The 22,194-nt window shown below is 64.3% G+C and carries 18 protein-coding genes; 12 read left to right on the plus strand and 6 right to left on the minus strand.

The features are described from left to right. Positions 1 to 48: 48 nt before the first annotated feature. Complete coding sequence (locus ACLQ7E_RS21185; protein ID WP_411734560.1) at positions 49 to 801, plus strand: hypothetical protein; 753 nt, start codon at positions 49 to 51, stop codon at positions 799 to 801. On the opposite strand, the gene ACLQ7E_RS21190 is transcribed toward ACLQ7E_RS21185, so the two are convergent. Further along, positions 793 to 1,662 (minus strand): inositol monophosphatase family protein, encoded by an 870-nt coding sequence (locus tag ACLQ7E_RS21190; RefSeq protein ID WP_411734561.1) that lies wholly within the window; start codon positions 1,660 to 1,662, stop codon positions 793 to 795. The two genes, ACLQ7E_RS21185 and ACLQ7E_RS21190, sit on opposite strands and share 9 nt — an antisense overlap. A gap of 125 nt (positions 1,663 to 1,787) precedes the next feature. Here ACLQ7E_RS21190 and ACLQ7E_RS21195 point away from each other — a divergent pair, with 125 nt between their 5' ends. The 3 genes from ACLQ7E_RS21195 (at position 1,788) to ACLQ7E_RS21205 (ending at position 5,260) form a co-directional block, all read left to right on the plus strand. Then, positions 1,788 to 2,288 carry a MarR family winged helix-turn-helix transcriptional regulator gene (locus ACLQ7E_RS21195; protein WP_411734562.1) on the plus strand — a complete coding sequence of 167 codons (501 nt, stop codon included), beginning with the start codon at positions 1,788 to 1,790 and terminating at the stop codon, positions 2,286 to 2,288. Continuing rightward, entirely contained in the window at positions 2,281 to 3,846 is a 1,566-nt protein-coding gene (locus tag ACLQ7E_RS21200; protein ID WP_411734563.1) for an MFS transporter, read from the plus strand. The genes ACLQ7E_RS21195 and ACLQ7E_RS21200 overlap by 8 nt, the downstream gene beginning before the upstream one ends. A gap of 214 nt (positions 3,847 to 4,060) precedes the next feature. After that, positions 4,061 to 5,260 carry a CaiB/BaiF CoA transferase family protein gene (locus ACLQ7E_RS21205; protein ID WP_411734564.1) on the plus strand — a complete coding sequence of 400 codons (1,200 nt, stop codon included), beginning with the start codon at positions 4,061 to 4,063 and terminating at the stop codon, positions 5,258 to 5,260. On the opposite strand, the gene ACLQ7E_RS21210 is transcribed toward ACLQ7E_RS21205, so the two are convergent. Further along, positions 5,240 to 6,793 carry a PucR family transcriptional regulator gene (locus ACLQ7E_RS21210; protein WP_411734565.1) on the minus strand — a complete coding sequence of 518 codons (1,554 nt, stop codon included), beginning with the start codon at positions 6,791 to 6,793 and terminating at the stop codon, positions 5,240 to 5,242. The two genes, ACLQ7E_RS21205 and ACLQ7E_RS21210, sit on opposite strands and share 21 nt — an antisense overlap. A gap of 82 nt (positions 6,794 to 6,875) precedes the next feature. Between ACLQ7E_RS21210 and ACLQ7E_RS21215 the strand changes: the two genes are divergently transcribed. The 4 genes from ACLQ7E_RS21215 to ACLQ7E_RS21230 all read left to right on the plus strand — a co-directional run bounded on the left by ACLQ7E_RS21215 (position 6,876) and on the right by ACLQ7E_RS21230 (position 11,978). Beyond that, positions 6,876 to 8,237 (plus strand): aminotransferase class III-fold pyridoxal phosphate-dependent enzyme, encoded by a 1,362-nt coding sequence (locus ACLQ7E_RS21215; protein WP_411734566.1) that lies wholly within the window; start codon positions 6,876 to 6,878, stop codon positions 8,235 to 8,237. A 38-nt stretch (positions 8,238 to 8,275) separates the two neighbouring features. Next, positions 8,276 to 9,469 carry an acyl-CoA dehydrogenase family protein gene (locus ACLQ7E_RS21220; RefSeq protein ID WP_411734567.1) on the plus strand — a complete coding sequence of 398 codons (1,194 nt, stop codon included), beginning with the start codon at positions 8,276 to 8,278 and terminating at the stop codon, positions 9,467 to 9,469. Between the two features lie 33 nt (positions 9,470 to 9,502). Beyond that, the gene (locus ACLQ7E_RS21225) at positions 9,503 to 10,963 is read left to right on the plus strand and encodes an aldehyde dehydrogenase family protein (protein WP_411734568.1); all 1,461 of its coding nucleotides are present in this window, start codon (positions 9,503 to 9,505) and stop codon (positions 10,961 to 10,963) included. Between the two features lie 136 nt (positions 10,964 to 11,099). After that, positions 11,100 to 11,978, plus strand: coding sequence for a 3-hydroxyacyl-CoA dehydrogenase family protein (locus tag ACLQ7E_RS21230; protein ID WP_411734569.1), 879 nt, complete (start codon positions 11,100 to 11,102; stop codon positions 11,976 to 11,978). A 6-nt stretch (positions 11,979 to 11,984) separates the two neighbouring features. On the opposite strand, the gene ACLQ7E_RS21235 is transcribed toward ACLQ7E_RS21230, so the two are convergent. Continuing rightward, complete coding sequence (locus ACLQ7E_RS21235) at positions 11,985 to 12,380, minus strand: pyridoxamine 5'-phosphate oxidase family protein (protein ID WP_411734607.1); 396 nt, start codon at positions 12,378 to 12,380, stop codon at positions 11,985 to 11,987. Between the two features lie 164 nt (positions 12,381 to 12,544). Here ACLQ7E_RS21235 and ACLQ7E_RS21240 point away from each other — a divergent pair, with 164 nt between their 5' ends. Beyond that, positions 12,545 to 13,624: an App1 family protein gene (locus ACLQ7E_RS21240; RefSeq protein WP_411734570.1), complete on the plus strand. Its 1,080-nt coding sequence runs from the start codon at positions 12,545 to 12,547 to the stop codon at positions 13,622 to 13,624. Beyond that, complete coding sequence (locus ACLQ7E_RS21245) at positions 13,625 to 14,089, plus strand: acyl-CoA thioesterase (protein ID WP_411734571.1); 465 nt, start codon at positions 13,625 to 13,627, stop codon at positions 14,087 to 14,089. Positions 14,090 to 14,291: 202 nt separating this feature from the next. Here the strand turns inward: ACLQ7E_RS21245 and ACLQ7E_RS21250 are convergent, their stop codons facing one another. Continuing rightward, on the minus strand, positions 14,292 to 16,244 hold the full coding sequence (locus ACLQ7E_RS21250) for a helix-turn-helix domain-containing protein (RefSeq protein ID WP_411734572.1): 1,953 nt from the start codon (positions 16,242 to 16,244) through the stop codon (positions 14,292 to 14,294). Positions 16,245 to 16,268: 24 nt separating this feature from the next. Between ACLQ7E_RS21250 and ACLQ7E_RS21255 the strand changes: the two genes are divergently transcribed. Then, positions 16,269 to 17,063: a type 1 glutamine amidotransferase gene (locus ACLQ7E_RS21255; protein ID WP_411734573.1), complete on the plus strand. Its 795-nt coding sequence runs from the start codon at positions 16,269 to 16,271 to the stop codon at positions 17,061 to 17,063. 105 nt (positions 17,064 to 17,168) lie between these two features. On the opposite strand, the gene ACLQ7E_RS21260 is transcribed toward ACLQ7E_RS21255, so the two are convergent. Then, positions 17,169 to 18,851, minus strand: a complete 1,683-nt coding sequence (locus ACLQ7E_RS21260) for a sulfite reductase flavoprotein subunit alpha (RefSeq protein ID WP_411734574.1) — start codon at positions 18,849 to 18,851, stop codon at positions 17,169 to 17,171. Positions 18,852 to 18,854: 3 nt separating this feature from the next. Further along, positions 18,855 to 20,225, minus strand: a complete 1,371-nt coding sequence (locus ACLQ7E_RS21265) for an aldehyde dehydrogenase family protein (RefSeq protein ID WP_411734575.1) — start codon at positions 20,223 to 20,225, stop codon at positions 18,855 to 18,857. A 356-nt stretch (positions 20,226 to 20,581) separates the two neighbouring features. Between ACLQ7E_RS21265 and ACLQ7E_RS21270 the strand changes: the two genes are divergently transcribed. Further along, positions 20,582 to 22,090, plus strand: a complete 1,509-nt coding sequence (locus tag ACLQ7E_RS21270; protein ID WP_411734576.1) for an APC family permease — start codon at positions 20,582 to 20,584, stop codon at positions 22,088 to 22,090. Positions 22,091 to 22,194 lie beyond the last annotated feature (104 nt).

The following is a 22,194-nucleotide window of genomic DNA, read 5'->3' on the forward strand; positions in this document are numbered from 1 at the left end:
ACGGTTTGCGGCATTTGCCGCCCCGTCCCGATACATTCCAGGAGCCCCATGTCTGATCCGTATGCCCGCCCGGGCGGCGATCCCAACCACGGATCGTGGTCGTCTCCCGGCGGGTACGCGGGACAGCCCGCACCTGGGCAGCAACCGTATCCGGGACAGTATCCGCCCAACGGGTACTACGGGTATTACGGCAGCGGCGGCAACCAGCCGCCGCCGCGCACGCATGGGATGACGACCTTCGCCATGGTGACCGGAATCGTGGCGGCCGTCGTGTCCCTGATTCCATTCTTCGGCTTCATTTCCTTTGTTTTGGGTCCCCTGGCCATGGTGCTGGGCATCGTGGGCATCGCCAAGCGGATCAGGAGTCGCGGCTTCAGTGTCACCGCATTGGTGACCGGCACGTTTGGACTCCTGGTCTCGGTCCTCTACGCCGTGCTGCTTTCCACGATCCTCTCGTTCTACGACAACACGCAGAGCTTTGAGTTCACGGCCGAGGGCGCCGGCGACTATGAGCTCTCGCTGACGACAACCTCGACCGTTCCGGCGACCACCAACCAATCCCGCCCGCATCGCGCCACCGTTGACGCATCAACGCTCTTTGGTGGCATTATCGTCAAGAACCTGGACGGCAACCGGGGCGACGTCAGCTGCCGGATCTACGATTCGGCGGGCAACCTGTTGGTGGAAGACACCGATGCCGGCATCGGTGCGGTGGCCGAATGCATGCTCAGTGACGTCTTGGTGCGCAAGGTCGAGGACCTGGACTTCCCCGAGGAAATCAGCGCCCGCGACCTAAGCTGACTTGCCGCCGGCTCCCAGGGCGTTGCGGGCACCGATGATCCGGTGGACCGACTCGTCCAACACCGGGTAGTCGGCACCCGGGCCCAATGCCAGGAAGCACGGAGCCTCGTGGTCGGGCAGCGTGTGCCCGTCATAGCGGTAGCCCAGGTACCGTCCGCCGGCGCGGCGCACCAGCAGCGCCCCGGCGGCAATGTCCCAGGGCTTGGTGTCAAAGCCAATGGTTGCATCGCACCATCCGGCCGCCACGTGGGCCAGCGCCAGGGCGGCGGAGACCTTGCGCCGGACGGTGGCAAAGGCGCCGACCCAGGCACCGAACTCGCGCAGGCCCGCTTCCCCGTCGAGTTCCAGGGCCTCGGCCGAGGGGTAGTCGGTCATGATGTTTGCATGCCGCTGGTCCGGCCTGCTACCGGGAGCCAGGATCGTGCCGTTCAGGTAGGCATGTTGCGCATCGGCGGTGAATTCCAGCTCGGCGATCGGGTCAAGCACGACGGCCGCCAGCAGCACCCCGTCGCGGGCCGCGGCAATGGAAATGCAGAAGAAGGCAACCCCGTGGGTGAAATTGCTGGTCCCGTCAATGGGGTCAACGATCCACTGGATGCTGCCCTTTCCCGTGCTGCCGCCCTCTTCGCCCAGGACCCGGGAGTCGGGCTCGGTCGCCAGGAGGTGCCCGCGGATGATCTCTTCGCTCTGCCTGTCGAACGCCGTCACCAGGTCATGGGCGTTGGTCTTGTTTTCACGCGCCACGTCCCGGCGGAATGCCCCGCGCAGGATCGGGGCGGCCAGCCGCGCCGCGTCCAGGGCGATCGAGCGCAGCCGCGAGGCCAGGGCGATGTCGGGGGTGCTGAAATTTTCGGTGCTCACGATCCACCAGCCTAGTGCCGCTGTGAGATGCGCCAAATTAGTTTGACCAAGCAACTAAATTGCCCATATGGTTGCCGTGGGCAACATTAGCCTTGGTCAACTATTTTGCAAAGGAGTGCGATCCGTTGCCACGTGGCGAAACCTCAACACTTGAACTGGTCGAAAGCCTCACTGCGCTCAAGCGCACCCTGCGCTGCGTCGAGCACCTGGGCGAGGGAAAGCAGGCGGTCGGCTTCGCGGCCCTGGGCGTGCTTGCATATGTCCAGCGCAACCAGCCCACCCGCGCCACCGACATCGCCCAATGGATCGGCATCGGACCGGCGGCGCTGAGCCGCCAGGTCGTCGAGCTGGAAAGCTCCGGATTGCTCGTGAGGACCCCCAGCCCCACGGACGCCCGTGCCCAATTGATTTCCCTCACGCCCAAGGGCGCCGAGGAACTCGAGAAGGCCTACGACAGGCGTGCCGCGGTGCTGGCCGGGCTGCTCAAGGACTGGGACCAAGCGGAAATCTCCGCGGCCGCAGCCACCCTGAATCACATTCAAGAAGTGCTGCGCTCCGGCCTGGACGGCATCCACGGAAAACCCAACACGGCCGCCAGCGGCCCGGAGGAGAAACGCAATGTCTGAGCAGAAGCAGTCGGTCGACCGGACTCGGGAGCGTCCCGGAGACCAGCCGCAGATGAGCCAAAAGGAGGTGCTGCGCTCCATCACGGGCGTCCTGGCATCCTTCTTCGCCGCCATGCTGGCAACCACGATTGTTTCCATCGCCCTGCCGACCATCATGGATGCCCTGGGCGGCACACAGACCGACTTCAACTGGGTCCTCACCGCGGCGCTGCTGGCCAACGCCGCAACCACGCCGATCTGGGGCAAGCTGGCCGACCTCTTCGACAAGAAAAAGCTGCTGCAAATCAGCATCGTCATCTTCGTGATCGGTTCCGTGCTGGCGGGGTTCGCCATCAACATCCCCATGCTCATGAGTGCGCGCGTCATCCAGGGCATCGGCATGGGCGGCCTCACCGCCATGGGCATGGCAGTCATCGGCACCGTCATTCCGCCGCGTGAGCGTGGCAAATACTCGGGCTACTTCGGCGGGGTCATGGCTGCAGCGACCGCCGGCGGTCCGCTGTTGGGCGGCCTGATCGTGGACTCCCCGCTGGGCTGGCGCTGGACCTTCTTTATCGGGGTCCCCATTGCCATCATCTCCATGTGGCTGATCCACAAGACGCTGCACATCGCGCACGTCCCGCGCAAGGTCTACATCGACTGGGCCGGCGCGGTGTTGGTGACCATCTCGGTCTCCGTGCTGCTGATCTGGGTCTCCTACGTGGGCAAGGAGGGCTTCTACGAACTCAACTCCTGGCAGACCTACGCGATGGTCGGCGGCTCGCTAGCGCTCATCGCGCTGCTGCTCTGGGTCGAGGGCAGGGTCCCGGAACCGGTGATCCCGCTGCGCATCATCGCCACCCGCACCACCGCCCTGGCGATCCTGGCCTCGATCTCCATCGGCGTCGCCATGTTTGGCTCCGGCGCCTTCCTGGGCCAGTACTTCCAGGTGGCCCGCGAGGCGAGCCCCACCCTGGCCGGGGTCATGACCCTGCCGATGATCGCGGGCAACCTGTTCGGCTCGGTCTTCTCCGGCCAGCTGATCTCCCGCTTCGGGCGCTGGAAGATCTTCCTGGTCATTGGCGCCATCCTCAACGTCGGCGCCCTGGGCCTGCTGGGCACGATGTCCCACGACACCAACTACTGGATCCTTGCCACCGGCATGTTCTTCAACGGGCTGGGCATGGGCTTCATGCTGCAGAACCTGGTCCTTGCGGTGCAGAATACCGTCAAGGTCACCGATATCGGCACCGCCAGCTCCTCGGTCGCCTTCTTCCGCGCCGTCGGCGGTGCCGCGGGTGTGGCGGTGCTTGGCGCCATGCTCTCCGACAAGGTCGGAGTGCTGGTGCTCGATGCGTTGAAGTCGGCGCACCTGGTTTCGCCGGATGGCTCAAGCGGCCTTGCGGCAGGAGGAGCGTCGCTGAACCTCTCGGAGATGCCACCTGCGGTGCGCCTGATGTACGAGACGGCCTTCGGCGATGCCACCGGCGTGGTGTTCATGACCTCGGCCATCGTTGCCGTCGTCGGTCTGGTGTGCATCCTGTTCATCAAGGAAGTCCCGCTGCGCCGGACCGTCTAGGTCCATCTCGGGAGCCGCGGTCCGGGTCCCGGGCCCCAAGGGAAAACCCCTGGTGCCCGGGTCCCTTTGCGTTGGCCGGCGGTGCGGTTGCCAGGGTGGGCGCCTCGGCCGACGTTGGATGAATCGGCCAAGCGGTTGGATGTTCTGTCCGGGACCGTGGCCACGTTCCTTCCGTAGTGTGATCTACGTTGCACCTACGGAAGGAACCAAGTTCATGAACACCATCCGCCCGCTCGAGGGAATAATCGTTGCCGACTTCTCCAGGGTCCTGGCAGGCCCGTTGTGCACCATGACCCTGGCGGACATGGGTGCAACGGTCATCAAGGTCGAACGCCCCGGCTCCGGGGACGACACCCGCAGCTGGGGGCCGCCCTTCTCGGCCACCGGATCCACCTACTTCGAATCGGTAAACCGCAACAAGCAGTCCGTCACGCTGGATCTCACCGATCCGGCGGACCGCGCACTGGCCAGGGAGCTGGCGCTGCGCGCCGACGTGCTGGTGGAAAACTTCAAGCCAGGCGGCATGAACAAGCTGGGTCTGGGCCATGCGGAGCTCTCGGCGATCAACCCCGGACTGGTCTATGCGTCCATCTCCGGCTTCGGGTCCGCCGGCGGCGCCCACCTGCCCGGCTACGATTTCATCGTCCAGGCCCTGGGTGGGCTGATGTCCATCACCGGCGAGGCGGGGGAGGACCCAATGAAGGCGGGCGTTGCCCTCGTTGACGTGCTCACCGCCAAGGACGCCACCATCGGGGTGCTGGCGGCGCTCAACGCCCGGGCCTTCTCCGGCGCCGGAGCCCACGTGGAGGTCAACCTGCTCTCCAGCCTGCAGGGCGCACTTGCCAACCAGGGCCAGGCCTACCTGGGGGCCGGGAAGGTGGCATCGCGCATGGGCAACGAACACCCCTCGATCGTGCCCTACCAGCTGCTGGCGTGCGCCGACGGCTCATTGGCGGTGGCCTGCGGCAACGACGGCCAGTTTGCCAGGCTCTGCGCCGAGATCGGGAGTCCCGCGCTCGCCGAGGATCCACGCTTTGCCACCAACACCGCGCGCGTGGCCAACCGCGCCGAGCTCATCCCGCTGCTCGAACACGCCCTGGGTGCCGACACCGGGGCGAACTGGCAGACCCGGTTCACCGGGGTGGGTGTGCCTGCAGGCAAGGTCGCCGGCATCGACGAGGGTCTGGACTACGCGGATTCGCTCGGGCTGGACCCCGTCATCGAGGTGCACAACGCGCAGGGGGACACCGTGGGCAGGCAGGTGCGCCACCCCATCACCTGGACCCCGGCGCTGGATGCCCCCACCATGGCACCGCCGCAACTTGGCGAACACACGCAGGTGATCCGTGCCTGGCTGGGCAGTGACGTGGAATCCATGGCGGAGTTCCAGGCCCTAGCCCAACCCCGTCCCTGACTCATCGCGGCGCATCGCCAGCCACAGGTGCGCCGCGACATCCGGGTCATCCAGGTCCACCTTGATGAGGGTGCTGGCCACCGAAATCCTGTGGCGCAGGGAATTGCGGTGGATGCCCAGGGCCCGCGCCGCATCCTCCCACGTGCCGCGCGCCGCGAGATAGGCGCGCACCGTGGCCAACAGGTCCGCGCGGGGATAACCGGCCAGCAGCCGCACCCAGCCGGCCGCCTTGGCGTCCTCGCTGGCGTTGACGGCAACCAGGTGGCCGGCCGGGGCCTGCAGCACGGCCCTGCGCAACACCGCAAAGTTTCCCGGAATTTCTCCCAGGCTTACCGGGTCGCCCAGCGCGGCTGCCAGCGATCCGGAAACCTCGGGGTCGCCCGGGGCCGAGATCCCCAGCAAGGCATTTTGTTCCAGGGACTCGCCGCGACCGTCCGCCGGCTTGCTGCCGATCCCGGCGGCGGGCAACACCAGGTACAGGACCTCGTCCTGGACGTGGCGCAACGTGCAGGCATCCACCGCGGCGGACAGGTCGGGCAATCCTGGATCCGCTACCAATCGCGCCGCAGCCCGTGCCGCCAACACCGGATCGTCCCCGGGTGAAAGCCTGATGCCCAACAGGCGCACCCGGTTGGGAAGCTCGGCCAGCCCCACGTCCTCGGCCACCATGTGTGCCGCCTCGGTCTGCCCGTGCAGCAACAGCTTGGTCGTCGCGGCGCCCAGCGCATGGGCGGTGCCGACGACCACCTCGCGTTCCCTGGCCCGCAGCGCCAGCAGCGTGGAGACCGTCATGATGATCTGCCTGTCGGCCTTGGTCAGCGTGCGCCCCGAGCCGATGCACAGGAACCCGTGGATCCGAGCGCCGAGCAGGATTGGGTAGAGCACCACCGGCTGGCCGTGGAGCTCGAAGGTCGCGGCCGAGGGGACGCCGGCCTTGTTGAAGCGAATCGACTCGGCCCGGAGGTCTTCGACCAGGGATCCGGCGGAGGTGGGCCACACTGTCTCGGTTCCGGCATCCGCGGGAAGGTAGGCTGCCCAGCCGCCGAGGGCCTGGGCGAGTCCGCGCACCACGGCGCTGGTGGCGTCGGGGCGCATGGCGGCCCTGGCCAGCGCCGTTTGCGTGCCGAGGGAATCCATGAGGTTGGTGGTGTCGTCCCGGGTGGACAGGCGCCAGTAGGCACGTGAGACATGCTGGAACGGCACCCCGTCGGGGACAATGGCAAGCTCGATGCCCGCCGCGCGGCTGGCGGCCAGCACGTGCCCGGGCACCTGATTCAGCCACGGGCCCAGGCCCAGACCCACGGCACGAACATCCTTTGCCCCGAGCCGCTTCATGTACGCCAGCGAGAGCGCCGCCGACTTGGCGAAGGGCATGCCGGTGGTCAGCAACAGCTCGCCGCCGTCCAGATACGGGGTGGGATCCTCCAGCTCGGAGACGTGGACGCCGGTCACCGGCTTGGCGCTGAATTCGGCCCCGGGGCTTGGCACGAGCTCGGGTCCGAGTTCGGCACCCAATTGCAACAAGGAAATCATGGGTTGAATTATCCAACACGGAGGGGCAACTTGGGCAGATCGTCCAATGACGGGTGTCACGGTGTCGTCTAACGTTTAGCCCATGACCGAAACACTTCTGGCCGTCGACGCCGAGACGCTCCCGCAGACCCGCCACCTCGCCACCTCCATCCCCGGCCCGCGATCCACCGCCCTGCACGCCGAACGCACCGCACACGTGACCAACGGTTTTGGCATCACCCTGCCGGTGTTCGTTTCCCGCGCGGACGGCGGCATCATCGAGGACGTCGACGGGAACCGGCTCATCGACTTCGCCTCCGGCATCGCCGTGACCTCGTTGGGGGCCAGCAACAAGCGTGTGGCCGAACGCGTCGCCGCGCAGCTGAACGCCTTCACCCACACCTGCTTCATGGTCACCGAATACGAATCCTTCACCCAGGTCTGCAAGTGGCTCAATGCCAACACCCCGGGCGACTTCGACAAGCGCACCGCGCTGTTCTCCACCGGCGCCGAAGCAGTGGAAAATGCCATCAAGATCGCCCGCGCCGCCACCGGCCGCCCCAACGTGCTGGTCTTCGACGAGGCCTACCACGGCCGCTCGCTGCTCACCATGGCCATGACCGCCAAGGTCAATCCGTACAAGCTGAACTTCGGCCCGCTTCCGGCCGAGATCATCCGGGCGGCCTCGGCCAACCCGCTGCGCCCCGCCGAAGGACTTGAGCCAGGCGCGGCCGCCGCACTCGAATCCGTGGAGGCCACCATCCTGGAACATGGCGCGGATTCCTTCGCAGCCATGGTCATCGAACCGATCCAGGGCGAGGGTGGCTTCATCGTCCCGGCCGCGGGGTTCATCCCCGGCCTGCGCAAGCTCGCCGACAAGTACGGCATCGTGCTGGTCATCGACGAGATCCAGGCCGGCATGGGCCGCACCGGAACCCTCTTCGCCTCCGAGCACGAGGGCGTGGCGGGGGACCTGATCCTCACCGCCAAGGCGCTGGCCAACGGCGTCCCGCTCTCCGCCGTCACCGGACGCACCGAATTGATGAACGCACCGCACGCCGGGGGACTGGGCGGCACCTACGCCGGGAACCCGCTGGCCTGCGAAGCGGCACTGGCAGTCTTCGAGCAGTTCGAGGACGGAACGCTCCTGGCAAACGCCCGCCGCATCGAGGCCGTGGCCCGCGAAATCCTTGAGCCGCTGCTTTCCTCCACCGCCATTGTGGCCGAGGTCCGTGGCCGGGGCGCCATGCTCGCCATCGAACTGGCCGACTCCGGCACCCTGGCCCCGCGCGCGGACCTGGCCAAGGAAATTTCCGCCGCCTGCCACGCCGCAGGCGTGCTGACCCTGACCTGCGGCACGCACGGCAACGTCGTGCGCCTGCTGCCGCCGCTGGTCATCGGCGAGGAACTGCTGCGCGACGGGCTGGACGTGCTGGCCCAGGCCATCGCCGACGCCGCCAAGTAACCCACCCTCTACACCCACGACTTCCTTTGGAGAACACCATGACCCTCACCATCCACGACCATGAAACCCACCAGCTTGACCCGGCGGACCTGATCAACTTCGATGCGCTGCTCACCGAAAAGGAGCTCGCACTGCGCTCCAAGATCCGCACCTTCGTCAATGAGGCCATCAAGCCGAACATCGCCTCCTGGTACGCCGATGCCGTCTTCCCGCTGGAGATCGTCCCGGAAATGGCGAAGCTTGGGCTTTTGGGCATGCACCTGAAGGGCTACGGCTGCGCCGGGGCCCCCGCGGTGGAATACGGGCTGGCAGGTTCCGAGCTGGAGGCCGGGGATTCGGGGCTGCGCACCTTCGTCTCGGTGCAGGGATCGCTGGCGATGAGCGCGATCTACAAGCACGGTTCGGAGGAGCAGAAACAGGAGTGGCTGCCGAAGATGGCGGCGGGCGAGGCGATTGGCTGCTTTGGTTTGACCGAGCCGACGGCTGGCTCGGATCCCTCGGCCATGAAGACGTTCGCCCGCAAGGACGGGAACGACTGGGTCATCAACGGCACCAAGCGCTGGATCGGGCTGGCCAACGTGGCCCAGGTGGCAGTGATCTGGGCGCAGACCGACGAGGGGATCCGCGGCTTCGTGGTTCCCACGAATACCGCCGGGTTCAAGGCGACCCCGATCGAGCAGAAGCTCTCGATGCGTGCCTCGATCCAGTGCGAGATCGAGCTGACCGAGGTGCGCCTTCCTGCCACCGCGGTGCTGCCGAACGTGGCGGGGCTCAAAGGCCCGTTCTCCTGCCTTAACGAGGCCCGCTACGGGATCATCTGGGGCGCCATGGGCGCCGCGCGCGATTCCTTCGAGGACGCTCTGGCGTACTCGCAGCAGCGCATGCAGTTCGACAAGCCGCTGGCTGGATACCAGATGACCCAGCAGAAGCTGGTGGACATGGCCCTGGAAATCAACAAGGGCTACCTGCTGGCCCTGCACATCGGTCGGATGAAGGATGCCGGCACCCTGGATTTGCACCAGATCTCGGTGGGCAAGCTGAACAACTGCCGCGAGGCCATCAAGATCGCCCGCGAGGCACGCACCATCCTGGGCGGCAACGGCATCACGCTGGACTACTCGCCGCTGCGCCACGCCAACAACCTGGAATCGGTGCGCACCTACGAGGGCACCGACGAGGTCCACACCCTCATCCTGGGCAACAAGCTCACCGGCGTCCCGGCCTTCCGCTAAACCCCCCAACTCCAACGTTTCGAGAGGCAAGAGATGACCGAAACAATGACGCACACCGACACCGTCGGCCTGCGCCTGCTCATTGACGGCGAATGGATCGAGGGCACCGGCAGGGAACTGGAATCGACCTCGCCCGCGAACCCCGGGCACGTGGTTGCCGCGGGCGGCACCGCAACAGTGGCGGATGTGCGCTCGGCCATGGCGGCTGCGCGCGCCGCGGCCAGCGACTGGGCGGCAACGCCCATGGCCGAACGCGGCTCGTACCTGGCCCGCGCGGCGGCGATCATCACCGTCAACGCCGATGCCTGGGGCAGCGAACTGGCCCGCGAGGAAGGCAAGACCGCAGCGGAAGGCAAGGGGGAGGTGCTGCGTGCAGCCCAGATCCTTGGCTATTACTCGGCCGAGGGTGACCGGCTGGCAGGAGAGGTGTTTTCCTCCCCGCGTCGCGGCGAGAAGATCCTGGTGACCCGCAAGCCGCTGGGCGTCGTGGGTGTCATCACCCCGTTCAACTTCCCGATCGCGATTCCGGCCTGGAAGATCGCCCCGGCGTTGGTCTTCGGCAACACCGTGGTGTGGAAGCCGGCTTCCACCGTGCCGCTGTTGGCGATGCGCCTGGCCCAGGCACTGGTTGAGGCGGGCCTGCCGGCGGGTGTGCTGAACCTGGTCATCGGCTCCGGAACGCTGGGCAATGAGATCGTGAACCACCCGGACCTGGACGGGCTCACCTTCACCGGCTCCACCGGGGTGGGCAGGAAGCTCGCCGCCACGGCAGCGGGCCTGGGCGTTCCGATCCAGGCGGAAATGGGCGGCAAGAACGCCTCGGTGGTGCTCGATGACGCGGACCTGGAACTCGCCGTGGAACAGGTGCTCTTCGGGGCCTTCCGCTCCACCGGGCAGAAGTGCACGGCCACCTCGCGGCTCATCCTGCAGGAGGGCATTGCCGATGCGTTCCTGGCACGGTTGCGCGAACGCCTCACCGAGTGGAAGACCGGGGACCCCACGGATCCCTCCGTGCAGATGGGGCCTGTGGTCTCGGGCTCGGCCGCGGGGCAGATCCGTGCCGGCATCGCCGCATCGATCGCCCAGGGTGCAAGCGTCACCTTTGAAGGCGATATCGCGGGCCTCGGCGATGCCTTCGTCGCCCCGACGGTCCTTGAGTTGCCGACCGGAGAGAACAACGCCTGGCGCGAGGAGTTCTTTGGTCCCGTGCTGGCGGTTCGCCGCGCGGCAACCACCGAGGATGCGTTCGAATCGGCCAACGACTCGGAGTACGGCCTGAGCTGCGCACTGTTCACCCCGGATCTGTCCAAGGCGCTGGAGGCCATGGAAAGCATCGACGTGGGGATCCTGCACGTGAACTCGGAATCGGCGGGCGCCGACCCGCATGTTCCTTTCGGCGGGGCCAAGAAGAGCGGGTACGGGCCCAAGGAACAGGGTGCGGCGTCGAAGGAATTCTTCACGCACACCACCACGGTGTATCTGCGCGGAGCCTAGGCAACCTCGTTTGGGGCACCCACCGTCATCCGGCTTGAGGGGATGCGGCAGGTGCCCCGAGTCGTGTCTAGGATAAGCATCGGGCATGGCCGGAAACGTGAGCCAGCGAACAATTGACGAAAGTACGGAGCCAAGAATGAGCGTAGAGATCGGCATCGAGAACATTTCCACCATCCTGGTCATTGGCGCGGGGACCATGGGACGGCAGATCGCCATGAGCGCAGCGCTGGCCGGATATGCCACGACCATCCAGGACATTTCCGAGGACGGCCTGGCTGCGGCGCGCACCGAACTCCAGGGCTGGGCCGCCTCGCGGGTGGCCAAGGGCAAACTGGAGCAGGCCGCTGCCACCGCTGCCTTGGACTCCCTGATCTACAGCACCGACCTGGACACCGCCGCGGCCAACGCCGACTTCATCATCGAGGCCGCCACCGAGCGCCTGGAGATCAAGACGGCGATCTTCGAGAAGCTTGGCGTGCTGGCGCCGGCCCACGCCATCCTGGCCACCAACTCCTCGACGCTCGGCTCCTCCAAGGTCGCCGCGGCCACCGGCCGGCCCGCGCAGGTCTGCAACATGCACTTCTTCAACCCGGCCCTGGTCATGAAGTGCGTGGAGGTGGTGCGCCACGAGGAAACCAACGATGCGACGGTGGAAACCACCATGGAACTGGCCCGGCGCCTGGGCAAGGAACCGGTGCTGATCAATCGCGAGATCCCCGGCTTCATCGCCAACCGCCTGATGGGCGCGGTCCAGCGCGAGGCGCTCTTCCTGGCCGATGAGGGGATCGCCAGCATCGAAGACATCGACACCACCGCCCGCACCGCGCTTGGCCACCCGATGGGCCCGTTTGCGCTGATGGACATGGTGGGCCTGGATGTCATCGACTTCATTGCCCAGGCCACCTACGCGGAGACCGGTGCGGCCGAGGACACCCCCAACAAGCGTGTTGCTGCCCTGGTCGCCGAGGGCAAGCTGGGCCGAAAGTCCGGCGCCGGATTCTACGACTACAAGTAGGGCTGATCAGTAGCTTTCGGGCTGCGCGCCGAGTACGAAGTGTCGACCTGAAATGTTGGTGACCTCGATCTTCACCCAGGTTTCCTTCTGGGTGGGGATCCAAGGGGTTACCCCGGAGCTGCGGGCCACCTCGATGTCGGCGCTGGTCTGCAGCTGGTGCGCTTTGCCGTGCACGACCACCGACCACGCCTCGTCGGAGAGGATGCCGTCGGCCTCGAACGCGACAGCATCGTGCACCGTGAGGGCCGCAAGCTTTTCGCCCGGCCCTGTGCGGAGATAGACGCTCTTGTCCAGCAGGCCAAAGTTCACCGGGAAGATATCGATGGTGCCGCCCACCGCCGTGGCCAAGCGGCCGTGGGCAGTCCTCTCGAGCAGGCTCCAGGACTGCTCTTCGGTTAGCATCAGCACGGGTTGATCTGCATCATGGTTGAACATCATGTCCCCATAGTTCTACGAATCGTAGAAAAATACTAGTGTGACGGCAGAAGCTGCCCATTTTCACCCCTTGACGGCGCGTCATCCTTTTGATCCACCGCATGCCACCGGCTCGTGAAAGACTGGGCATCATGGTCAAGGAAACTGGATCCGAACGTGCCCGGCACATTGCTGCACGCTTCGAGGATCGCGTCTACGAGCTGCGCGCCGAGCGGGCCCGCGAACGTGGGATGATCCCCACCGTGCTGCCCTACACCGGCTACGGGCTCTCCGATCCCGAGAATGGCTGGGTGCGCATCTTTGCCCGGGTGGTGCTGGCCAAGCCCGGCGCCTTCGAGGACGGGCGCCACCTGGCGAAGGTCATTGCCGACGGGGTGCGCGGCTGGCGGAACTTCATGTCCCCGATCCTGCCCCACGGCGAGGTCGAGGTCCACATCAACGGCGAACGCTTCGAAGTTCAGGCCGACCGCGGGGGAGTGCTCGATGTCCGAGTGGCGGCGACGCTGGGGCCGGGGTGGAACCAGATCAGCCTGCACCCCCGGGGCGGGTCCGCCGTCACCGCCCCGATAGTGGTGGTTGACGGGACACAGGATTTCGGGGTGCTCTCGGACGTGGACGACACGGTCGTAGTCACCGCGCTTCCGCGCCCGCTCCTGGCTGCCTGGAATTCCTTTGTGCTCTCCGAGCACGCCCGCCTGGCCACCCCGGGGATGCCGGTCATGATGGAGCGGCTGATGCGCGACAAGCCCGGCGCCCCCACCTTCTACCTTTCCACCGGCGCCTGGAACGTGGCCCAGACGCTCACCCGGTTCCTCTCGCGCAACCTCTACCCGCAGGGCCCCCTGCTGCTGACCGACTGGGGCGCCACCGAGGGCGGCTGGTTCCGTTCCGGGATGCAGCACAAGGCCGACCAGCTGCGCCGCCTCGCGGCCGAGTTCCCGAACATGAAGTGGCTGTTGATCGGGGACGACGGCCAGCACGACCCCTACCTCTACGCCGAATTCGCCAGGCGCTTCCCCCACCATGTGGCGGCCATCGTCATCCGCCAGCTGTCCCCGTCCGAGGCGGTGCTGGCCGGTGGCCGCAGCCACGGGATCCTGAACTCCACCCCCGGGGTGCCCTGGGTCTACGAGCCGGACGGGTCGCGCATTGCCGGGAAGCTGCAGGATCTGGGCATCATCAGCCCCGACGACCCGGCACGGATCGACTGAATGTCCGAACACAAGATCCGCGTCGAGGTCCCCATGCGCTGGGGAGACATGGACGCGTACGGGCACATCAACAACGTGAACCTGGTCCGCATGATGGAAGAGGCGCGCATCGCCGGCTTCGGGGTGCCCGGCGGCACCGGCAAGCCCGGCATCATGCCCCAGGTCGACCTGTTCTCCACGGTCCCCGAAAACACGCAGATCCTGGTCGTCGAGCACCGGGTCCGCTACCTCAAGCCGCTGGATTACCGCAACGTCCCTGCCCACGTGGATCTGTGGATCAGCACCATCAAGGGCGCGAGCTTCGACATCAGCTACGAGTTCCACGACCCGGTGGACGGCGGGGTGTGTGTTCGCGCCGCCACCACCCTGGCCTTTTTCTCGGTTGACGAGCAGCGCTTGCTGCGGCTGAGCCCGGGGAACAGGGAAGCGCTGGCGCGCTACGCCGCCGACCCGATCTTCCGCTAACGGTTTATCTCTCCGGGCGTAGGGGGCAACCGCTGTCAGGCATGGCCGTTTTGCCGGGACTCAACTGACAACGCGTCGAAATGCCACAATGCGATGAGCCTTGGTCTCTCCTGCGCCATGCGTTGCCATGGTCCGGAGCACAAGCATCGAAACGGCATGTCCCCACGCAGGGGCTTTCCAGTCCCCACTCCCAAGGCGGCGGCTATCCCTTGGAGCCGGATCGGATCAGCCGGCTCGCCAACATGATGATGGTCCAGTCCCCGATGTCGGGGAGCCTGGTGCCCAGTATCTGTTCGATCCTAGCCAACCGCTGGCGAATGGTGTTGCGGTGGATGTACAGGCTTTGTGCGGTGTCGGCGGCAGCGCCTCCGTTGGCTGCATACGACTCCAACGTTTCCAGCAACTGGGTTCCGTGGACCTGATCGTAGCGGTGTAGTTCGGCCAGGTGGTACCGCAGAGTCGATAAGGTCGGGGCCAATTCGCCGACCAATGCCGGCAACCCAAGAACGCTTTTTATGTCGCGATATTCCACTATGGTCACTCGTCCGGTGGGTGCAATGAATTGCGCCCATGTCAGGGCGTCGCGCGCCTGGCGGATTGCGCTGGAGATGTCTTGGCTTTGGGTGGTGCTATCGCCGATGCCGACCACGATTGCGAGGTCAATCTTCGATGTTAACTTCTTCAGCCAGGTCCTCACGGTTTCCAGCGAAGCATCCGACTGGGCCTTTGAACCGGCAGGGGCCACTACCAGAAGCCGGGTATCCGAACCCATGGTGGGAAATTCCGCGCCGAGGTCGCTGGCAATCGAGTCCCTGATTTCACGCGACAGGGTTTCATTATCCACGCCGGCCTGTTGCAACTGGATGAGTATGGGATGGAAGGAAGTGCCCCGCCACCCGATGCGGCGAAGGCTGCCCGCGATCTCATCACTGTCCCGGGAAATCAGGATTCGGACCATATTGGCGGCTCCGATGGATCCGGTGGCGACGGTTTCGAGCAGCACGCCAATCTGGGTGGCCAAGATGTGCAACCTATCGACCTCGGTCGGGCTGAACCGGCGTACGCGGTAACAGGTAAGCACTCCGCGGGAGGTGCCGAATCCCAATGCCACCGAAATGCGGTCGTGGTTCACCTCGTAGCGTTCGTGCTGTTCTCGGATCGCATTTTTTGAATGAGTCAACCGGATGCGTGGTTGATCACCTCCCAGCGGTCGTTCGGCGATAATCACCGGATCTGCGCCCATCCCGATCCACGGAACGTAGTCGATGATGCACATATCAGCGTCCAGCAATGAAAGAACCCGGTGTGCGCTTTCCTTTAGTGCGGACGTCCCGGATGAGGCCGCGGAGGCCGGGAGGTCGACAAGGAACCTTGCGGTGGCCGATTGAATTTCCAGATCACGTACGTTCTCTGCCCGTTTTAGGCCGCTGGCCAACAGCCAACCGACTTCTTCCGAAATCGCCAATTCGTCATCACCAAAGGCGAACGGCTGGTCCGCATACATGGCGAAAACTCCGTAGAATTGCTCCTCATCGTGAATGGGAACGGTGATCACTGACTTGTACTGGTCTTCGCTGACGCTCTCCACGGCGAGAAATCGCGGATCATCCTGGATGTTTTCGTTGATGACCACGGGCCGCTGGTGTAGTCCGCTCCATCCGGCGATGCCTTCGCCCAGGCGCATGTGCACGTGCTCGAGCTCCAGGTGGCTGTCGGCACGGGTCACGATCCGTAAGACCAGCCGTTCCGTGTCCGGTTCCCAGAAATAAACGAATACGCTGAGTGCACCCGTCGCCCGGGCGACCAATTCCACCGCGGCCTCGGCCAGCCCCATGGGGTCCTTGCCCGAAGCAAACAGCCTGACCAGTTCGGACAGCACCGTGGCACGACGGTTTGGGAGGTCCTGGCTGGGTGACAACGGTGGCACGTATCGGTCTCGCTTTAGATCATCGTGGCCTGGGGGGAAGCCAAACGGCGCCCGGGGAAACCGGACCGCACCTGACGTTGTGAACTGCATCACCCAATCATCGCAGAGTGGTGCAGTCGAACATGTGCATATCGAACATGACCACAGTACCGACAGTGGACGCCGCACACCAGTGGCAATGTGGATTCGTGAAAGATGATGAGGGAGTGGGCCTTCGGCCGTACTCATGAAGCGAATAATCCTGGAGGAAACATGACCACATCCGTTGCCGCAGCTTCCGAGGACGAGAGATTGCGGATCCTGGTCATCCAGCCAGATATCCTCGACGGCCCGGAACGCTTGATTCCCTGGATGCAGGATCGCGGTGCAACGATCAACGTCATTCCGGGTCCATCTGCCGCCACGAGCTCGCTCACCGGTTACGACGGCTTGGTAGTGATGGGTGGTTCCATGGGCGATGCCGATACGCTTCAATACCCTTGGCTGGAGTCCATCCGGCAGTTGCTTCGTGAGGCCCACGATGGCGATATCCCGACGCTAGGCATCTGCCTCGGGTCTCAGCTGATGGCCACGGCGCTAGGCGGCGAGGTCCGGATTGGTTCCCGGGGCTTGGAAGCTGGAATCGCGCGGCTGACAAAGACTCATGCAGCTGCGACTGATCCGTTGTTGGCATCGCTTCCACAATCTTTTCTTGCGGCTGAGATGCACTACGACGCCATCACCTCACTGCCGCCACAAGCGTCCCTGCTTGCAGGCGGGGAAAAATACCCAAATCAGGTCTTCCGGTCCCGACTGAGCTGGGGCGTGCAGTTCCATCCGGAAATCTCACCGGCCACCTACCGTACCTGGATCCAGGCAATATCGAGCCCTTCGGACGGAACTGTGGATCAACAGGGGCACGGGGTCGATGACGTCGAGACGTTGGATCCGGTGATCGCTGCATCTTCCGCCGCGTTGATAGGCAATTTCGTCGAGGTAGTGCGCGACAACCACGGAGTCGCACCGGTGAGGAACAATGCGTCCGCAACGGTCTGCAGCGAACTCTGACCTATCCGGGCGATTGATTCGTGGCATCCACCGAACATAAGAAGAGGTGGCCTTCAACTGGGGAAGGCCACCTCTTCGCACGAAGTCGGTCCGGGATGCGGGGAATCAGTAGACGTCCTTGGTGTACCTGCCTCGGGCGCGTAGCTCCTCGAGCCTCGCAGTGCCAAGTTCGCGTTGGCCGTCGGGGGAGAGGATATCGATGAGCGCACTTTCCACGTCGCGGGCCATGCGGTTTTTGTCGCCGCAAACGTAGATGTGTGCGCCGGTATTGATCCACGCGAGTAGCTCTTCGCCGCGGCTGAGCAGTTCGTCCTGGACGTAGTGCTTGTCCGCTTGGTCTCGGGAAAAAGCCAGGTCCAGCTCGTTCAAGGTGCCGTTTTCCTGCCACAGGCGCATTTGTTCCTCGTAGAGCCAGTCGTCCGTGCGGTGCCGGTCACCGAAGAAGAGCCATGTCTTGTTGGGGGCTTTCACCTCTTCGATATCGTGCAGAAACCCGATGAACGGTGCCACACCTACACCGGGACCGATCATGATTATCGGAGCATCGTCCATCGGCAGTTGGAATTCGTGGGCGGCGATGCGCTGGATCCGCAGATTCTCGCCAGTTGCGGCTGCACGTTCCAGGAAGTTGGTACCGACACCGACGTGGCTGCGTCCTGCGCGCTCGTAGGACACGGAAGAAACGGTCAGGTGGACCAGGTTCCCGTCCCTCCGCGGACTGGAAGCAATCGAATAGGAACGTCGCTGGAGGGGACGCAGGGTATCGATGACCAACTGGAGGTCCTGCGCACCGACACCGAATTCCTTGACCACGTCCAAGACATCGCGGCCCCACAGCCATGTATCCATCCCTTGGCGGTTTCCGGATTCGAGCAGAGCCATGGCTTCCCGGGCCGAGGTTGATTCGGCACAGTGGCCGGCCAGTGCTTTGATGAGACCCAAATGGGGCAGGCGCAGCTCGAGATGGTTGCGCAATACTTCGGTCAAGGAGCGCATGCGGCCATCGAGGGACACGGGCTCCGCCGCGGGGAAGTGTTCCAGCCACTGAGAAACCAAGGTTTCGGGGTTGGCGGGAAAAATATCAAGGGAATCGCCGCATTTGTAGGCGAAGGCTCCATCGACGCGCAGCTCATAATGGATGACCCGCTTGGACGATCCGGCGCCTGTCAACTGCCGGGCGGCGGTGACGACTGCATTGCAGACAGGCTCGGCTTCGGTGCCGTAGGCTTCGGGATCGGCGTGTCCGGGCGTGAACGAACGAGCGGGTTGCCACGGGCCCGCGTCCGGAGCGCTGGCCAGGAATTCCTTGATCCACCTTGTCGAGGTCATATCGAAATCGACATCGCATTCGAGGCGTGTGGCGATGGGAATGGCACCCAGTTCCGCAAACCGTTGGTCCAGGTCTTGGCCTGCCTTGCAGAAATCCTCATACATCGTATCGCCGATGGTCAGCACCGCGTAGGGCAGCCCCTCGTAGACGTTTTCCGGTGCCTGCTGCAACCATTGCCAGAAGGCATTGGAATTGTCGGGCATGTGGCCATTGTCGTGGGTAGAGGTCACGATCAATAGACGCTTCCAGATCAATTGGTGGTTATCCAGCGCCTCGTTCAGGGTTTGGATCTCCGCCAGCAGGCCGGCAGTTTCGGCTTTTTCGAAGATTTGGTGGGCGAGGAATTCGGCGTTTCCGGTCTGGCTTCCGTAGAGGATGGTCAGGTCGGCCCCGGAAACCAGGGCGTTGTCCATGGGGAGTGCTCCGGTGGAGTCGTGCGACGTTTGCATGATGGTCATCTCTTACTCCTCGGTCTTGACGAAGACGGTCTTTAGTTCCGTGTACCCGAGCAGACCCTCGAGCCCCAGTTCCCGGCCCATTCCCGATTGCTTGAATCCGCCGAAGGGCGTCTGAACCCGGATCGAAGAATTGGAATTCACCGATAGTGTTCCGCTTTGCACCTGGCGCGAGACGCGAAGGGCACGGGCCACATCCCGGCTCCAGATGGAACCGCTCAACCCGTAGATGGAGTCATTGGCGATCCTGACGGCATCATCCTCGGTGTCGAAGGGAATGATCACCGCGACCGGTCCGAAAATCTCATCCACGGCAGCCCGGGATTTCCCGGTCTCGTCGAGGATGATCTGAGGGGCCAGCCAATGGCCGGGGGCATCCGGGGTTTCGCCGCGGTAAAGGTAGTGCTGGTCTTCGGTGAGGAATTCGGAGACGGCCCGGTGGTGTTCGGCGGAGACCAGCGGGCCCAAATCGGTGTCCGGCGAGTTGGGATCGCCCAGCTTCAGGGCGCGGGTTGCCTCGATGAACTCTCCGACGAATTCGCCAAGGACCGAACGCTGGACCAGGATGCGACTGCGTGCGCAGCAGTCCTGGCCCGAATTATCGAAGACAGCCCCCGGGGCTGCCTGCGCGGCCGCCTTCACATCGGCGTCTTCGAAGACGAGATTTGCGGATTTTCCGCCGAGCTCCAAGGTCACGCGTTTCATGGTGGTGGCACTGGACCGCAGGATGGACTGTCCGACCTCGGTGGACCCGGTGAAGCTGATCTTTCCCACCCGCGGATCGTCAATGAGTGCGCCGCCGGCGATGGACCCGGAGCCGGTGACTACTTGGAAGAGGCCCTTGACCGGGCTGATCCCGGCGATCAGTTCACCCAGGCGGGTGGTTGACAGGGGGGTCATGCTCGCCGGCTTGACGATCACCGCGTTGCCGGCGGCCAATGCCGGGGCGATATTCCACGAGGCGATGGGCAGTGGGAAGTTCCACGGGGTGATGACCCCGATGACCCCGATCGGCTCATGGAAGGTCAGGCTGATTCCGTCGTCCAAGGTGATGGCATCCCCGTGGACCTTGTCCAAGGCGCCGGCGTAGTACCGGAAGCAGGCTGCGACGCCCTCGACCTCGGCGGTGGCCGCATGGATGGGCTTGCCGACGTCGGTGGATTCCAAACGTGCCAGTTCGTCGCGATGGACCAGGACGGTGTCTGCAATATCGTTGAGGAACTGCTGGCGCTGGGCCATGGGCAGCTTCATCCATTTCCGCTGGGCGGTGACGGCGGCGCCGATGGCGTCGTAAACATCATCGGCGGTGAATGAGCGTACGTCGGTGATGTGTTCTTCGGTCGCCGGGTTCCAGACGCTGATTGTTTCCGTAGCCATTCGATTTCTCCCGTGGATTTCGGCCGTGGCGGTGCCTGCGCGGATGCTCCGGCCCCTGTACTTCGGCTTAACGATAGGGGCGCCCCGTGACGGGAGGTCGTGCGATTGGCACTATGGGGGGATCTGGCATGGTCAAAAAGCACATGGTCGTTGCCTGTGCTTTCCCCCTGGGCGCGGGCGGAAAGTGCAATAACCATATTCTTATGTCCTGCTATGTGATGATTGCACCGCGCCGGGTGGCATGGCTGCCGGTTTACTTGGCCCAACCCCGCCTTTATTCGCGGGCCAACACCCCGGCACCCGACGACTTGTCACGGCGGGCCGGCTGGGACACTCGTTCCAAGGAAGAGACGAACATGTCAACGAAAAGACAAACACTTCAGGGTCCGGGCACCGGTGAGGAATCCACCGACCTGCTGAAGGGCTCCATTAAGTTCTTCACCATCGTGCTCATGGTGACTGCCGCAGCCGCTCCGCTGGTGGTGGCCTCGACATACATTCCCATGTCGATAGCGTTTGGCGGTGGGATGGCGACTGCCCTGACGTACCTGACGGCCACCCTGATCCTTTTGGTCTTCTCCATCGGGTTCGCCCAGATGGCCAAACGGATTACGGCCAGCGGCGCTTTCTACAATTTCACCACCCAGGGCTTGGGGAGGCCCATCGGCCTGGGGGCCGGAATGACCGTCATGGTCGGCTATTCCATGATTGCCGCGGCCATCCAAGGCGGGTTTGGGTTCTTCGCCTCCCACATGCTTTCCACCTACCTGCAGCTCGAGGTGCCATGGTGGGTGTGCAGCGTGCTGTCGCTGATCCTGATGTATTGCATCGCCTACTTCCAGGTGACCGTCGCAGGACGCGTCCTGGGCATCGCTCTGGTGCTGGAATTGCTGGTGGTCTTTATCGTCGCCTCGGTGACCATCCTGCGCGGTGGCGCCGAAGGGCAAATGCCGGAGGTGTTCAACCCAGCGGGCTGGGCCTCCGCACCTGCGGTCGGCATCGGCTTCTTCTTCGCTTTCTGGTCATGGATCGGTTTTGAGACGACTGCGATCTACGGTGAGGAAACCACCGACCCCAAGAAGAGCGTTCCCCGGGCAACCTACATCGCCGTCATCACGCTGGGGGTTTTCTACACCTTCGCCGCCTACGCAGCGCTGGTGGGATTCGGCAGCAGTTCCGTGGATCAGGCCAATACCCTGGTCGACGAGTACTTCTTCGTGCTTGCTGACATGTACACCTGGCCGTTCATGAGGGTGGCGATGGACTTCCTGGTGGTCACGGGCTTCTTTGCATGCTCGTTCGCTTTCTTTAACAACGCGGCGCGCTACATCTTCTCGATGGGCCGAGACGGCATCCTGCCCCAGCGCCTCGGGCGCACCCACCCGGTGCATAAGTCCCCCTACATGGCCAATGGACTGCAGGCCGTGGTAGCAATCGTCGTGGTTTTGGTCTTCGCGGCGATCGGTGCGGATCCGCTGATCCACCTTGGTGGATGGCTGCCGATCTTTTGCACGTTGAGCATCATCCTGGTCCAGGCTCTGGTATCCATTGCCGTCATCGCCTACTTCAACCGGATCGGCAGGCATACCGTCGGAGACTATTGGAAGACCTTGGTGGCACCACTGATCGGTGCGCTCGCGCAGCTGGTGGTGATCGTCCTGCTGATCCGCAACCTGCCTTTCCTGGCCGGGTCGGAAGAGATGATCGTCATCTTGATCCCCGTCTATGTTGCCGTTGTCGCGTTCGCCGGGTTCTTCTACGCGCTATACCTTCGCAAGGCTTCACCCGCCAAGTATGGGCGCATCGGTACGCTCTATGACGAGGAGAACCTGGAGCTCCAGCCGCAGCAGACCAACGCCCGCTGAGTGCCTTCACCGGGTACCCGCGCGAAACATAGTGGGGGGTCTGGTCAGTCATCTCCTCGAAAAGGCAATATTGATTCCGAATGCGCCGTGCACTGCCGGACAAG

The organism is Paeniglutamicibacter sp., assembly GCF_046714615.1.
In the GTDB taxonomy this organism is placed as follows: domain Bacteria; phylum Actinomycetota; class Actinomycetes; order Actinomycetales; family Micrococcaceae; genus Paeniglutamicibacter.

Excerpts from the sequence above, each read along its gene's own strand:
- ACLQ7E_RS21260 (WP_411734574.1), bottom strand. The coding sequence starts at position 18,851 with ATGACCATCATGCAAACGTCGCACGACTCCACCGGAGCACTCCCCATG.
- ACLQ7E_RS21230 (WP_411734569.1), top strand. The coding sequence starts at position 11,100 with ATGAGCGTAGAGATCGGCATCGAGAACATTTCCACCATCCTGGTCATT.
- ACLQ7E_RS21220 (WP_411734567.1), top strand. The coding sequence starts at position 8,276 with ATGACCCTCACCATCCACGACCATGAAACCCACCAGCTTGACCCGGCG.
- ACLQ7E_RS21270 (WP_411734576.1), top strand. The coding sequence starts at position 20,582 with ATGTCAACGAAAAGACAAACACTTCAGGGTCCGGGCACCGGTGAGGAA.
- ACLQ7E_RS21255 (WP_411734573.1), top strand. The coding sequence starts at position 16,269 with ATGACCACATCCGTTGCCGCAGCTTCCGAGGACGAGAGATTGCGGATC.
- ACLQ7E_RS21265 (WP_411734575.1), bottom strand. The coding sequence starts at position 20,225 with ATGGCTACGGAAACAATCAGCGTCTGGAACCCGGCGACCGAAGAACAC.
- ACLQ7E_RS21245 (WP_411734571.1), top strand. The coding sequence starts at position 13,625 with ATGTCCGAACACAAGATCCGCGTCGAGGTCCCCATGCGCTGGGGAGAC.
- ACLQ7E_RS21225 (WP_411734568.1), top strand. The coding sequence starts at position 9,503 with ATGACCGAAACAATGACGCACACCGACACCGTCGGCCTGCGCCTGCTC.
- ACLQ7E_RS21240 (WP_411734570.1), top strand. The coding sequence starts at position 12,545 with ATGGTCAAGGAAACTGGATCCGAACGTGCCCGGCACATTGCTGCACGC.
- ACLQ7E_RS21185 (WP_411734560.1), top strand. The coding sequence starts at position 49 with ATGTCTGATCCGTATGCCCGCCCGGGCGGCGATCCCAACCACGGATCG.
- ACLQ7E_RS21210 (WP_411734565.1), bottom strand. The coding sequence starts at position 6,793 with ATGATTTCCTTGTTGCAATTGGGTGCCGAACTCGGACCCGAGCTCGTG.
- ACLQ7E_RS21200 (WP_411734563.1), top strand. The coding sequence starts at position 2,281 with ATGTCTGAGCAGAAGCAGTCGGTCGACCGGACTCGGGAGCGTCCCGGA.
- ACLQ7E_RS21215 (WP_411734566.1), top strand. The coding sequence starts at position 6,876 with ATGACCGAAACACTTCTGGCCGTCGACGCCGAGACGCTCCCGCAGACC.
- ACLQ7E_RS21235 (WP_411734607.1), bottom strand. The coding sequence starts at position 12,380 with ATGCTAACCGAAGAGCAGTCCTGGAGCCTGCTCGAGAGGACTGCCCAC.
- ACLQ7E_RS21250 (WP_411734572.1), bottom strand. The coding sequence starts at position 16,244 with ATGAGTACGGCCGAAGGCCCACTCCCTCATCATCTTTCACGAATCCAC.
- ACLQ7E_RS21205 (WP_411734564.1), top strand. The coding sequence starts at position 4,061 with ATGAACACCATCCGCCCGCTCGAGGGAATAATCGTTGCCGACTTCTCC.